Source organism: Pseudomonas chlororaphis subsp. chlororaphis (assembly GCF_003945765.1).
Taxonomy (GTDB): Bacteria; Pseudomonadota; Gammaproteobacteria; order Pseudomonadales; family Pseudomonadaceae; genus Aquipseudomonas; species Aquipseudomonas chlororaphis.
The window spans coordinates 1,815,639-1,829,291 of record NZ_CP027712.1 but is presented as its reverse complement, the minus strand read 5'-3'; the positions used below and the strand labels follow the sequence as shown (position 1 = coordinate 1,829,291).

Genomic DNA, 13,653 nt, shown 5'->3' with positions numbered 1-13,653 from the left:
GTAAATCAAGGGCTCGGCGTTTTCAAACCGTGGAAAAATGGCGCCAGGAAAATGCCGGAGAAGACCCAGGCGCGGAGATCGCCCGGGCAGACAGGAAATGTTTCAGCCAGCAGAGAGGGAACGCAGCACTTCAACGCATTCGTATTGCAGGTAGTCGGCCAGGGCCAGCCAGTTTTGCCCTTGCTGACATTCGAACATCAGGCCAAGCAACGTCTCCCAGTCCTGGCGCTGCGCTGGCGGCGCGGTATCGATCAGCGGCTGGATCGCCCCCATCAACTGGACCATGGTCACGGCCGTCTCGACATCGTACCCCAGGCGAAAGTCCTCGGCGCATTGCTGCAAACGGGCGATCAGCCCTTCGATCGCGCTCATTGGCTGAACTCCGGATGGTAGGTCGTCCCGGCAATCATCGCCCCGTCCCGACTGCTGTTATAGAAGCGCACCCGCGGATGACCGGCGATAAAACGCTCCAGCTCGCACAGGTAACTGCGGAAATTGAGTTGGGTCCTGACCCGCTGGCCATGCCCGTCCAGCACCCAGTGCCGGGCCGCGCCCAGCTGCGGCCCCAGCTCACCGTCGAGCCAGCCGGCATGCGTCTTGTTCATCGGGAAGGCAAAGTCGGCACCGAACAAGGTGACCTGCTCGGCGCCCATTTTTACCGCCAGGTCCACCGCGGGATGGATCACGCTGCCGCCGACATACAGCTGCGCCTTGGGCAATTGCCCGCGCATCCGCGTGTAAATCGGGCTGGCGGAATACCCCACGTAACGCGGTCCCTGCCAGAGCGCCAGAATCCTCGGATCGACCATCGGCAAATAGACCAGGGTGATGGCTGCCGATTTTTCTGGTGGCAGGTGCAGGCTGGAAATCCGGTGATCGATGCTGACCACGATATCCGGCTCGATCCCCTGTTTGAGCAACGGCCGGTAGGCGGTATCGACACAGATAAACAGAGGCCGCCGGGCCTGGGCGCGAATCTCGCGCAAGCGTTCGAAATGCCGCTCTAGGCTCGGCCCGGTGGCAATCACAAAAATCTCGCGCCCCGGCTGGCTACCGAACAGCTGCGCCACGTCACTGTCACTGGCCACCAGCTCGGCACTCGCTTGCAGACGTTGGGCGACCTCCGGGGAATCGGCCACGAAGTCGCGGTTATTGAAGGCCAGGTGCACCTCACTGACCAGGCGATCGCGGATCTTGGCGTTGTAGTCATCCGCCAGCACCAGCTCGGAGGGCAAGGCGAAGAACGGCAACTGGATCTCCGTCAGATCGCCGGCATAACTCAGTGCCACTCGAGGATCGTTCAACCAGGCCTGCTGATCGAGCAATTGCAGCACCAGCGCAAACACCGCGCCGTTCAGGATGTGCACCTGCAAGCGTTGCAGCGCCGGGTTTTCCAGCAGTATCTGCTGCAAGTCGCCCAAGCCGGTACCGTACAGATGGATCACCGGGCTGTCGGCCGGCAGGCTCGCCGCCTGGGTTCGTGCTTCCGCGGTGCGATCATGGCGGCTGGTGAGCTGAATGCCGGAAATACTCAAGGTCGAACCCAGGCCTTCGACCAGATCCGCCTGCAACCCGGCACTGTCTTCCGCCAGCAACCGCTCGAGCAGTCGCGGCCAGCGAGCCTGTATTGCCTGGGCATTGCCCTCGAAGCTTTCGCTCATGCTGTCTCGCCTATCTTCATGCAAAAAAAAATAGCGCTCAGGGTACACCCTGGGCGCTATTTTTGGATGCCGCGGGATCAACTCATGGGCGATAGATAATCGCCGAGCCCCAGGACAGCCCTACACCGAAGCCACTCAGGGCCACACGTTGCCACTTCGACTCGAGCACGTGCTTTTCCAGCAGCAGCGGAATGCTCGACGATACGGTGTTACCGGTCTCGACCATGTCCTTGATGAATTTCTCCGGCTCGCCTTCGAAACGGCGCGCCACGGCATCGACGATCGCCGCACTGCCCTGGTGGATACAGAACGCATCGATCTGCTCAGCCTTCAGGCCGGACTCATCCAGCAGCTCGTTCAAATGCGCCGGGACTTTCAGCAGGGCAAAGTTGAACACCTGGCGGCCATTCATGAAAAACACGCCATCGGTGACTTTCAGGTGCGGAGCGCCGGAGCCGTCGGTGCCGAACTTGGCCTTGCCCAGTTGCCAGGGAGCGTCTTCGCCCATCCAGGTCGCGGTCGCCGCATCGCCGAACAGCATGGTGGTATTGCGGTCTTGCGGATCGACGATCTTCGAGTAAGGGTCGGCGGTGACCAGCAGGCCGTTCTTCAGGCCCGCGGCTTCCATGAAGCCCTTGAGCGCGTAGATGCCATAGACATAACCGGAGCAGCCCAGGGAAATATCGAAGGCCGCGACGTGGGTCGGCAGGCCCAGCTTGTCCTGGACGATGGCGGCGGTGTGCGGCAGGCCTTCTTCGTCGCCGTTCTGGGTGACGACGATCAGCGCATCGATCGACTCGCGCGACAGTTGCGGGTTGTTGGCGAACAGCGCATTGACTGCTTCGACACACAGGTCCGAGGTTTCCTGCGTGGCGTCTTTGCGCGGCAGGAAGGCCGAACCGATCTTGCCCAGGATGAACTCTTCATCCTTCTCGAATTTTGCACCTTGTGCGTAATTGTCTACGCCGGCTACAGGCACGTAGCTCGCAATGCTCTTTATGCCAATCATTACGGCTTCCCAATAATAAACAGCTGAATACCCCGACCACCGGACCGGGGCTGCCGACAAACAGACATCCTGGCGCCCCTGACAGGCGACAGCGGGAAGAATAAAAGGCTATCACTGCGCCGTTTACCGGCCAGGCGCCATCTCCCCGGTCAATACAATACAGTGAAGATGCGCGTTATGACTCGCAGGTCACGCTATTTTGCCGAATCAGCCATACAAACGGCTATTCGACAAATGCCCAATCCAGTGCGGTACCGCGCTTGAGGGCCTGGCGCGCGCAACGCCCGAGGACCGCGTCGATGTGCTTGGGGGCCAGCCCCAGGCCCGGACGGATGGCCCTGACGTTATCGCTGCTGAACACCTCCCCCGCCACCATATCGCGGGTGACATAGAGGGAACGGCGATACAACACCGACTGCCGCTCGGCCTCGGTCGCGCCGTAACGCACCTGGCCCAGGGCCTGCCAGGCACGTTCGGTTTCCAGCACCAGGCTGTGCAGCTCCGCAGGTTCCAGGGAAAAACTCGCATCCACCCCGCCGGCGGCGCGGTCAAGGGTGAAGTGTTTCTCCACCACAGTGGCGCCCAGCGCCACGGCGGCCACGGAAACCCCGACGCCCATGGAGTGGTCGGACAAACCGACCTCGCAGCCGAACAGCTGGCGCAGATGGGGAATGGTCAGGATGTTGCTGTTTTCCGGCGAAGCCGGGTAGGTGCTGGTGCACTTGAGCAGCACCAGATCCTTGCAGCCGGCCTCCCGGGCGGTGCGCACGCTTTCGTCCAGCTCGGCGATGCTGGCCATGCCGGTGGAAATGATCAGCGGTTTGCCGGTGGCCGCGACCCGACGGATCAGCGGCAGGTCGGTGTTTTCGAAACTGGCGATCTTGTAGGCCGGCACGTCGAGGCTTTCGAGGAAGTCCACCGCGCTCTCATCAAACGGCGTGGAGAACGCCAGCATCCCCAGTTCCCTGGCGCGGGCGAAGATCGGCGCGTGCCACTGCCAGGGCGTGTGGGCCTTTTCATACAGGGCATACAGCGAAGAGCCGGCCCAGAGACTGGCCGGATCCTTGATGAAGAACTCACCATGCTCCAGGTCCAGGGTCATGGTGTCGGCAGTATAGGTCTGCAACTTCAGGGCATGGGCGCCGGCCTTGGCCGCGGCCTCGACTATCTGCAGGGCAACGTCCAGCGACTGGTTATGGTTGCCGCTCATCTCGGCAATGATGAACGGCGGCGAGCCGGCGCCGATCGAGCGCGAGCCGATCTTGAAACTAGTCATTGGGGGTTTTCCTTCGATTCACGCGTAAATTCGCCAGTGGCCGGTCCATCACCGGCACGGCGCAATGGGTTGCCGGTCATCTCGAACAGCGCCGCCGCCACCCGCGATGCCCCCTGCCCGTCCACCAACTGCCGGGAGCGCTGCGCCAGGCTCTGGCGCAACGGGTAATCGCCAACGAGCGCCGCGACCGCCTGGCGGATCTGCTCGACACTCACCTGCTCGCTGGGCCCCAGGTAGACATGCATACCCGCCTCGGCCAGCAACCGGGCATTGGCCTCTTGATTGCCGGCCACGCTGATGCACAGGGTCGGCAAGCCCAGGGCGGCGCGCTCCCAGCTGGTGCCGCCGCCGGCACCGATAAACAGGTCGGCCTCGGCCATCAAGCGGGAAAAGTCGCTGACATAGGCGTGCAAACGCCAATGCCCACGACCGGCCGCCAGTTCCTGCATCTGCGCCCAGGCCGGGTTACCGGCCCCGGCGACAAAGTCCACCTGCAGGTCATCGAACTCACCCAAGGCCAGCATCGCCTTGTGGGTCTGGCTGGCCGCATCGAAACCGCCGAAATTCACCAGCACCCGACGCGCTTGCTCGCGAATGGCGATCGGCGGACAACGGAACTCCTCGCGCAGCAAGGCGAAGTGCGGCCCCAGCAGCGCCCGACACTCGGCGTCGATCAGGCCGGCATAGGCCTGGGGCGTGCCGCTGAAGTTCTGGTCGAGCAACAGATCGACCCCGTGCCGCCGGTTGGCCAGGTCATCGATGGCGGCAATCCGTGGCGCCCATTGCCGCGCCGCCTGCTGCCACTGCCGGTCGAGGCCGTAGTGATCGACCAGCACCCAATCGAATCGCGGCTGATCCTGCAAAACTGCCCGCAAGGCGGTGATATCCGCCTGCCAGGGCAGCGGCGTCTCAATGTCCTGCGCGCATTCCCCCGGATAACTCGCCGGCAGGGCGAACGTCTGGAAACCCAGTCCGGCCAGGCGGTCCAATTGCTGCCCGGGCAAGCTTCGGCAAGCGAAAGCCACTGTGGCGCCCTGCTCGCGCAAGGCCCAGGCCAAGGTCAGGCAGCGGGCGATATGGCCGCTGCCAATGGCCGGTGAGGCGTCGGCCCGGATCAGCACTCTCACTCCAGCTCTCCACCGGCTTTCAGCGCCGCGTATAGATACTCCGCGCGCAGCCAGTCTTCCTCGGTGTCGATGTCCTGCACCAGATGGCGCGGCAGGATCACCGGCAGGCTGAGCGAGGAAAACATCAGGTCGCCGCGCAACCAGGCCTCACTGCGCCCCCAATAGAACTGCCCGGCGTCCTGATAGGCCGTCGGCAGGTCCTGGGAGCGTGTGTTGCGAAACTCCGGATAAAGCGCAGTCAACGTGCCCTGCTCGTCCAGGGTCAGGGCGCGCTGCACCGGAAACGCAAAGCTGCACACGGAAAAGGCGAAGGACTTTTCAGGCTGAGCCTCCAGCGCCGCCAAGCCCTGGCGCAGGTAGCGCAGTTGCAACAAGGGCGCGGTGGCGTAAATGCAGCAGGCGTAATCAAAAGTCTCGCCACGCTCCTGCAATGCCTGCAAAGCATGCACGATCACCGGCCCGGTGCCGGTGAAATCGTCCGCCAGCTCGGCCGGACGCATGAATGGCACCGTGGCGCCGCTGGCCCTGGCCAGCTCGGCGATCTCCGAGTCGTCGGTACTGACCAGCACCTGATCGAACAACCCGGAGCGCAGCGCCGTGGCAATCGAGCGGGCAATCATCGGCACGCCGTCGAACGGCTTGAGGTTCTTGCGCGCTATGCGTTTGCTGCCGCCACGGGCGGGAATGATCGCGATGGCACTCAAGGCTGGGCGGGCTCCTGGATAAGCTGGCGCAATTGCTCGACCACATACGTCTGCTGCTCATCGTCCAGCGCCGGAAACAGCGGCAGGCTGATGGCTTCGCCGTAGTAGCGCTCGGCCTCGGGGAAATCCCCCGCGGCGAATCCCAGATCGCGGTAATACGGCTGCAGATGCACCGGGATGTAATGCAGATTGACCCCGACCCCGGCCTCGCGCAATGCCTCGAACACCTCGCGATGGGTGCGGTGGATGCGCTCGGGCTGCAGGCGCACCACGTACAGATGCCAGGCCGACTGCGCCTGCTCCTGAGCCTGCGGCAGGGTCAGCGGCAGATCGGCCAGCAGGCGGTCATAACGGGCCGCCAGCTGCCGGCGCCGGGCAATGAAAGCGTCGAGCTTGTCCAGCTGGGACAAGCCCAGTGCCGCCTGCAGGTCGGTGATGCGGTAATTGAAACCCAGCTCGGTCTGCTGGTAGTACCAGGGGCCGTGGCTGGGCTCGGTCATCTGCACCGGGTCGCGGGTCATGCCGTGGCTGCGCAAGCGGCGCAGATGGTCCGCCAGTTGCGGGCTGTTGGTCAGGACCATGCCGCCCTCGGCGCTGGTGATGATTTTCACCGGATGAAAGCTGAACACCGTCATCGCCGCAAATTCGCCGCAGCCCACCGGCCGGCCGGCATAGGACGCGCCCACCGCGTGGGAGGCATCCTCGATCAGCACGAAGCCATAACGCTGCGCCAGTTGCGCCATGGCCCGCATGTCGCAGCTTTGCCCAGAAAACGCCACCGCCACCACCACCTTGGGCAGTCTGCCCGTGCGTTCGGCGGCCTCGAGCTTGTGCGCCAACGCCCGGGCATCCATGTTCCAGGTGTGCGGGTCGATATCGACGAAGTCCACTTCGGCGCCGCAATAACGTCCGCAGTTGGCCGAGGCGAGGAAGGTATTGGGCGTGGTCCAGAGCCGGTCTCCCGGCCCCAGACCGGCGGCCAGGCAGGCGATGTGCAAGGCCGCCGTGGCATTGCACACCGCCACGCCATGGCCGGCCTCGCAGCGAGCGGCCATGGCCTGCTCGAAGCGTTCGATGGTCGGCCCCTGGGTCAGCCAGTCGGACCGCAGCACCGCGACCACCGCATCGATGTCCGCCTGGTCGAGACTCTGGCGCCCATAGGGAATCATGCCGGCAACCTGGCATGCAGCTCGGCGATCTGGCCCACCGAGAGGAAATGCGGATTGGTGTCGGAGCGGTATTCGAATTGCTCGTCCACCGGTCGCCCGCGCTCGCCCAGGCCATCCACGGCGAAATCGACATTGACGTTGGTAAAGCGGATCGACGGCTGGATGGTGTAGTGATCGGCGAACTCCAGGGTCATGCGCGCGTCATCCAGCGGCACCATCAGCTCGTGGAGTTTTTCCCCCGGACGAATGCCCACCTGCTTGTGCGGCAGGTTTTGCGCCATGCCGCGCGCCAGGTCGACGATCCGGATCGACGGAATCTTCGGCACGAAGACTTCACCGCCATGCATGCGCGAGAAGCTGTCGAGCACGAACTGCACCCCGTGATCCAGGGTGATCCAGAAACGGGTCATGCGCGCGTCGGTGATCGGCAACTCGCGGGCGCCTTCGGCGATCAGCTGGCTGAAAAACGGCACCACCGAGCCCCGGGAACCGGCTACGTTGCCGTAGCGCACCACGGCAAAACGGGTCGGCTGGTCGCCGGCGATATTGTTCGCCGCGACGAACAGCTTGTCCGACAGCAGCTTGGTCGCGCCGTACAGGTTGACCGGGCTCGCCGCTTTGTCGGTGGACAGGGCGATGACTTTCTTCACGCCGTTGTCGATGGCCGCGGCAATGATGTTTTCCGCGCCGTTGACGTTGGTGCGGATGCACTCGGTGGGGTTGTATTCCGCCGCCGGCACCTGTTTCAGGGCCGCAGCGTGCACCACATAGTCGATCCCGCGCATGGCCTGGCGCAGACGCTCGGCGTCACGCACATCGCCGAGGAAATAACGCATGCAGGGCGCATTGAAGGTCTGCTGCATTTCGTACTGTTTCAGTTCATCGCGGGAGAACACCACCACCCGCTTGGGCTGGTATTGCTCCAGCAGGCGCCGGATGAAATTGCGCCCGAACGAGCCGGTGCCGCCAGAGATGAAAATCGATTTGCCGTTGAACATGTCTTGAGTCCTTTTTCCTGTCAGCCAGGCTTATGCAATCAGTTGCGCCCAGTCGACACTGGCAGGAGCGCCAGGAGTGAAGCCCTTGCCGGTCCGGCTCAGGTTCTGGTTGTAGGCCACATCGTGTTCGAAGCGCGCCTGCCATTTGTCACGCAGCGCCGCCGCGACCTGGGTAGCGTCCGCCAGGATGCCCGGATGGAGGATCTGCACCTGCGGGGTCCAGACCGTCAACAGGCCGGCATCGGCCACTTTCAGGCACAGGTCGACATCAGCGAATGCCTCGGCGAAGTGTTCTTCGTCCAGGCCACCGACAGCGTTATAGACGTCCTTGCGAATCATCAGGCAGGTGCCGGAGACCGCCGAATAGTCCTGCTCGGCGAGCAAGCCGTTCAGGTAGCCGCTGGCGCCTTTCGGCTCACCGGCGAACGCCGCCCCCAGATGCCCGTTCAACCCGAGAACCAGGCCAGCCGAGGTGGTCGCGCCCTTGGCGTCGACCAGGCGCGCGCCGACAATCCCTACCTCCGGCCGCTGCGCCTGATTGAGCAGGCTCTCCATCCAGTCGGCATTGACCACTTCGCCGTCGGCCGCCAGCAGCACCAGGTATTCGCCCCGGGCCTCCTGGCTCGCCGCATTGTACAGCGCCGAGGCGCTCAGGCGCCGCGGGCTGCGCAGCACGCGGATACGATCGCCCTTCTGCTCCAGGCTGGCGAGCCAGCTGGCCAACTCTTCGGACTGGCTATGGTTGTCGGCGATGACCACTTCGTAGCGCTGGTAGCGCGTGCGTTGCAGCACGCTGACCAGGCAACGCTGCAACTGCTCCAGGTTGTCCTCGCTGCGCAGGATGATCGAGGCCAGCGGACGCTCGGCATGGCCGTAGTTGATCTGGTAGACCCCAGGCTGCGCCGCGCTGACCTGGGCCCGGTAGCCACGGTTGCCCAGATGACGGGTCAACGCCTGGCTTTGTTGGGTGTTCTCCTCCACCGTCGCGGCCTGGCCGATCAACAGCGGTTCGGCCAGATGGGCCAGGCCGGCCAACCCGCCGTCTTCGATCAGGCGCAGCAGCAGGTCGTATTCCATGGCCTGTGGAAAGGCCGTCGAATAACCACCGGCGGCCACCAGTACATCACGGCGAATCAGCCAGTGGCCGGCCATCAGGTCCGGCACGCTTTGCAGCAGGTCAAGGTTGATGCCCGGGCGGAACACATCCTTCAGCGCGCCATCGGCGCCGTAGTGGATTTCATCCATGGCCACCGCGCGGCAACCTTCGGCGCCGAGCAGTTCCAGGCTGGCGCGCAACAGGCCGCTGGCTGTGAAACGCTCGCCGGCACGGGCCAGGAGCAACCAGTCGCGGGAGGATTGCGCCGCGACCTGGTTGATGCGCTCCACATAGTTGCTGGTGCTGACCTTGACGAAATGCACGGTGTCCTGGGCGGTGGTGGTCGCTGGCAGGTCGCCCGTGGTGAAGACCACCACCTGGAAGGACCGGCAATGGCCGTTGACCAGGCTGTCGAAGGTCGCCTGCAGCTTGACCATGTCCGCGTCGAGGTCGAGCAGCAGGATGCCGAAGCTCGGGCCACCGTTGTGCCGGGCCAGGTGCTCGTTGATCGCCTTGAGCTGCTGCACCTCGGGGTTACGCGCCTCCAGCCACTTCAGCAGGCGCCCCGAAGGCATGTTCTCCAGCAGCCCCGGGCTGTCCTGGAAAGGCAGCGACGCCAGGCGCTCGGCCCAGGCCTGCAGCTTGCGGGCATCGTCCTGCTCCTGGGGATCTTGCCCATTGCAAGCCTGCAGCGAGGCCGCCAGGCGGCGGACCACTTCGAGGTTGAACAGGTTGCACGACAGCGCCTCCCACAGGCGGCTGCGCAGGGTACGGTCGGTGTCGTTGGGTTGTACCTGCATCAGTTCCTGCTGCTTGAGCAACACGCCTTCGAGCTCCTGCAGTTGCAGGCGGCCGGCCGGCATCCCATGCATGAGGAATTCGAATTCGGTCAACAGGTCGAACATCGGCTTGTTGTAGAACGGCATCTCGACGAACTGTTCCGGGCCGAACGAACGCACCGGCTCGGCCCCCGGCTCGAGCCAGGCCGAACGGAAAATCATCTTGCCGTTGAGCGAGCGCCCGGTGAGCAGGCACTCGGCCATGGCCGTGAAGCTGTCCAGGGCAATCTGTTTGGCCCGCTGTGGGTCCAGGCCGCTCAAGCCGGTAGGCAACGATGCCAGGAACCCGGCGAACGCCTCGCGCTGGGCCACCGACTTGGCGTCGCCGTAGGTCAGCACCGTCAATACATCGGTGTTGTGCTCCGAGGCGTTGTAGTTGACTTCCCGCACGGCGAACGGGATCGGCAGGATCCGCGCCTTGGCCGAGGCCAGCAGGAAGAAGGTATGGCCGATCTCCTGCCATTCGAAACTGGTCCCCGGCGGCAGCAGGCTGTACCACTGTTGCAGCAGATCGGTGCGGGTCACCGCGTAGAACGGCGGCAGGAAATGGCTCATGAACGCCATGACCCGCTCGCCGGCATCTTCCGAGGCGTAGTCCTCGATCACCCGGCAATCGCGCCGGTAGTAGTTCACCTCGGCGGCGCGGGCCAGGTACATCATCCCGTAGCCATGGCACAGGCCGTAGTCGGGGTTGGCTTCGAGAAACTCCACCGACTCGGTCAGCGCGCCATGCAGCAGGAAGTCGTCGTCGGCGGCAAACACCATGTACGGCGTCGTCACCTGCCCGACACCGTAGGTCAGCTTGTCCTGCAGGCCCTTGTAGGTGTAGTGCGGCAGATGCCGGTAGTCGACCTGAGGGAACTGCCCGACCAGGCTTTCGTCGGCGTGCAGCGAAGAGTCCAGCACCAGGATCTTGCAGGGGTAGGTGCTGTAGTACTGCAAGGTACGGCGCAAGAACGCCTTGCGATTGTGGGACATCACCACCAGCGTGAAACGCTCGCTCAACGGTGCGCTAGTGTTTTGAGCCTTGTCTTGAACCTGCATCAGTGTTTCCCCACAACCGGCAAAGTGCTGTTACCTGCAAACCATTGAATTCAACGAACGCGACGCAGATAGCCATCCGGCGCCACGGTGATCAGCAGCTTGTTCTGCATCTGGTAGTCGATCTCGAAGTCGCGGTTCTCTTCCAGGTAGGCCCAGACCGCGGTTTTCGGGTTGTCACCCGGGCCCCATGGACGGTCCGGGAAGAAGTCCGCCGGCATGTCCTCGACCACGGTGTCCATCACCACGCAGTAGCTGTCCACCGACACCAGCGGCGCATACAGGCGTAGCTCTTCGAGCACGTGCTCGTGGGTGTGGTTGGAGTCGAGTACCAGAATCACTTTTTTGCCTTCGGCGGCGGCGCGCACCTTGGCGGCGATTGCCGGGTCGATGCTCGAACCTTCGATCATCTTGATGCGCTTGCTCATCGGATGGCTTTCGATGGCTTCGCGGTTATGGGCGCGGATATCCAGGTCGATGCCCAGCACTTCGCCGTGGCCCTGCAGTTCGAGCAGCGAGGCGTAGTAGATGATCGAGCCGCCGTGGGCGATGCCGCATTCGATCACCAGGTCCGGCTTGACCCGCCAGATGATCTCCTGCATGGCCATCATGTCCTGGGGCAGCTGGATGATCGGGCGGCCCATCCAGGAGAAGTGATAGCTGTACTTGTGGCCGGCGGACTCGTTGAAGAAGTCGCGCGCCAGGCCCCTGAGTTTCTGGTCTTCGCCCTGGGCGCGGATCTGCTCCTGACACTCGGCTTCGAAGGCTTGGATAATGCTGTTGTCGGTCATGGTCGGGTCTCAATAAACGTCATTTGAACGAAGCGCTGTCGACTGCGTGATAGACATAACGCCCATCGGTCATGCGCTTGATTTCGTCGAGATAGTTGGAATTCATCACAAACAGGTGGGCGCCCTCGGGCAAGGTCGCCATGACCTCTTCGGGGGATGACACACGGGCGCCGCTCAGGGGCAGATAACGGCCCTGCTTGGCCGGATTGATATCCACCACCTGGTCCACCGAAATGCCCGCGCGCTGCAGGAACAACGAATAGATCACACCCTTGGAAGACGCGCCCCAGATCGCCGAGCCCGCCTCGGGTTGGGCCTGGATGATCTGCTTGGCGCGCTCAAGGCTGGCGGTGAAATCCAGTGGCATCTCGAGGCGCTCGACCGGTGTCTTGCCAGGCTCGCGCAAGGTGCCGAGGTCGGCCACCACGTACAGGTACTGGCCGCCGAACAGGTGGCCGGCTTCGTGCACGGTGCCGAACATCCGCCGCAGGTCGTCCAGGCGGAAGTAGTTGACGTGCTCGTAGAACACATCGAACCAGGCGCGATGCTCGACGATCCAGTCGAAGCACGGCACTTCGATGTAGATCCGCCCGCCCTGGTTGGCCTCGGCCATCTGTGCCAGGAACGCCCGCGGGTCGGCAATATGCTCCAGCACATGGCGCAACACCACGGCATCGGCCGACAGGCCCAGGCCAGAGGTAAAGGGCGCCTTGATCACATCGGCGTTATCGCCTTCGTAGGCCGGGTCGATGCCAGTGATGCGATAGCCCCGCTCACGCAGCAGCTCAAGGAAATAGCCCTTGCCGCAACCGACCTCGATCAGCTCGCGGCCCTTGAAATGCCGGGCGATGATGCCCTCGACATCCAGCAGGTGACGCTGGAACTGCGCCGAGTGGGCCTGCTCGTTCTGGTAATCGCTGTCGTAGCTCAGCTTGTCGGGGTCGAAGGCCTGGTTGAAGATCAGGCCGCTCTCCTCGTCCTGCACCAGCACCATGTCGGCACAGGCCGACGCCCTGGCGCTCTGCGCGTCGGCGAAGGTGCGATTCTGCAGCACCGGCAGGTCCATGACCCGATACAACTCATGCCCCATGTTCTGCTCCCAATAGTTGTTGCAGGCGCTCGTTCGCCCCCCAGAACGCCATGGGTTCGTGGGCGGGATAGGGGTAATGCCCCAGGTTCAGGCGGATCATCGAGCCGCGCTCGCGCACCCGTCGCTCGACCAGCGCACGAACCGATATCGGCTGGCCGCTGGAACAGTTGACCACCCCGGAAAAATCCCGCCGTTGCAGCAACGCCGCCAGGCTGGCGGCGGCGTCTTCGATGGCCAGGTAATCGCGCAGCTGTTCGCCGGCGGACATGTCGAACACCGCATCGCCGGCGTCGATCGCCCGGTCCAGGGCGGCCAGCAGGCTGTTGGGGTTCTGCCCGGCGCCATGCAGGTAGAACAGCCGCGCCCATTGCAGGGTGAAAGGCAGTTGCTGCTGCAGGTTTTCCAAGAACAGCCGCAGGCTGTGCTTGGCCAACCCATAGGGATTGCTCGGCTGCGCCGGCGTCTGCTCGTCGAGCGGACCGCTCTGCATACCGTATTCGAAACAGGTGCCGGTGATCATGACCTGGGGCACGCCCGCTTCGACCGCGACCTTGATGAACCGGTAGTCGGCCATCAGGTTGTGCTCGAAGTGGAACAGCGCCTTGTAATTCGGCAGCCCCGGCCAGGCCAGGTGCGCCAGGGCATCGACGCCCTCGACCAGGGCGGCGATATCGGTGTCGGCGGCATGCACGTCCGCGGCCACCCGCTCCACCGCTCCAGCCCAGGGCATGGCGGCCAGCTTTTGTGGGTCACGGGCCAGCGCCCGCACTTGGCAGCCGCGGGCCAGCAAGGCGGCGACCAGATGCCGGCCGACAAACCCGCTGGCCCCGGTGACCAGTACCTTCAGGCCAC

Annotated in this window: 11 protein-coding genes and 1 pseudogene; all 12 read right to left on the bottom strand. The window is 63.8% G+C overall.

Annotated features, from left to right (window positions below; translation table 11 throughout):
• Positions 1 to 102: 102 nt before the first annotated feature.
• The 12 genes and pseudogenes from C4K27_RS08300 to C4K27_RS08245 all read right to left on the bottom strand — a co-directional run bounded on the left by C4K27_RS08300 (position 103) and on the right by C4K27_RS08245 (position 13,648).
• Complete coding sequence (locus tag C4K27_RS08300) at positions 103 to 372, bottom strand: hypothetical protein (RefSeq protein WP_053260117.1); 270 nt, start codon at positions 370 to 372, stop codon at positions 103 to 105.
• A complete protein-coding gene (locus tag C4K27_RS08295; protein WP_053260116.1) occupies positions 369 to 1,661 on the bottom strand; it encodes a motility associated factor glycosyltransferase family protein in 1,293 nt (430 codons plus the stop codon). The genes C4K27_RS08300 and C4K27_RS08295 overlap by 4 nt, the downstream gene beginning before the upstream one ends.
• A gap of 82 nt (positions 1,662 to 1,743) precedes the next feature.
• Positions 1,744 to 2,670, bottom strand: a complete 927-nt coding sequence (locus C4K27_RS08290) for a ketoacyl-ACP synthase III (RefSeq protein ID WP_009042726.1) — start codon at positions 2,668 to 2,670, stop codon at positions 1,744 to 1,746.
• Between the two features lie 223 nt (positions 2,671 to 2,893).
• Positions 2,894 to 3,946 (bottom strand): pseudaminic acid synthase, encoded by a 1,053-nt coding sequence (pseI, locus tag C4K27_RS08285; RefSeq protein WP_053260115.1) that lies wholly within the window; start codon positions 3,944 to 3,946, stop codon positions 2,894 to 2,896.
• A gap of 86 nt (positions 3,947 to 4,032) precedes the next feature.
• Positions 4,033 to 5,073: pseudogene (gene pseG, locus C4K27_RS08280) on the bottom strand (UDP-2,4-diacetamido-2,4,6-trideoxy-beta-L-altropyranose hydrolase); the annotation flags it as partial.
• Complete coding sequence (pseF, locus tag C4K27_RS08275) at positions 5,070 to 5,777, bottom strand: pseudaminic acid cytidylyltransferase (protein ID WP_053260113.1); 708 nt, start codon at positions 5,775 to 5,777, stop codon at positions 5,070 to 5,072. The pseudogene pseG and the gene pseF, both read right to left, overlap by 4 nt.
• A complete protein-coding gene (pseC, locus tag C4K27_RS08270) occupies positions 5,774 to 6,946 on the bottom strand; it encodes a UDP-4-amino-4,6-dideoxy-N-acetyl-beta-L-altrosamine transaminase (RefSeq protein WP_053260112.1) in 1,173 nt (390 codons plus the stop codon). The genes pseF and pseC overlap by 4 nt, the downstream gene beginning before the upstream one ends.
• A complete protein-coding gene (gene pseB, locus C4K27_RS08265; protein ID WP_053260111.1) occupies positions 6,943 to 7,944 on the bottom strand; it encodes a UDP-N-acetylglucosamine 4,6-dehydratase (inverting) in 1,002 nt (333 codons plus the stop codon). Before pseB ends, pseC begins: the two co-directional genes overlap by 4 nt.
• Before the next feature lie 30 nt (positions 7,945 to 7,974).
• Entirely contained in the window at positions 7,975 to 10,923 is a 2,949-nt protein-coding gene (locus C4K27_RS08260) for a TIGR00180 family glycosyltransferase (protein ID WP_053260110.1), read from the bottom strand.
• A 50-nt stretch (positions 10,924 to 10,973) separates the two neighbouring features.
• The gene (locus C4K27_RS08255; protein WP_053260109.1) at positions 10,974 to 11,711 is read right to left on the bottom strand and encodes a cephalosporin hydroxylase family protein; all 738 of its coding nucleotides are present in this window, start codon (positions 11,709 to 11,711) and stop codon (positions 10,974 to 10,976) included.
• Between the two features lie 19 nt (positions 11,712 to 11,730).
• Entirely contained in the window at positions 11,731 to 12,801 is a 1,071-nt protein-coding gene (locus C4K27_RS08250; protein ID WP_053260108.1) for a class I SAM-dependent methyltransferase, read from the bottom strand.
• The gene (locus tag C4K27_RS08245; RefSeq protein WP_173613339.1) at positions 12,791 to 13,648 is read right to left on the bottom strand and encodes an NAD-dependent epimerase/dehydratase family protein; all 858 of its coding nucleotides are present in this window, start codon (positions 13,646 to 13,648) and stop codon (positions 12,791 to 12,793) included. Before C4K27_RS08245 ends, C4K27_RS08250 begins: the two co-directional genes overlap by 11 nt.
• Positions 13,649 to 13,653: the final 5 nt, after the last annotated feature.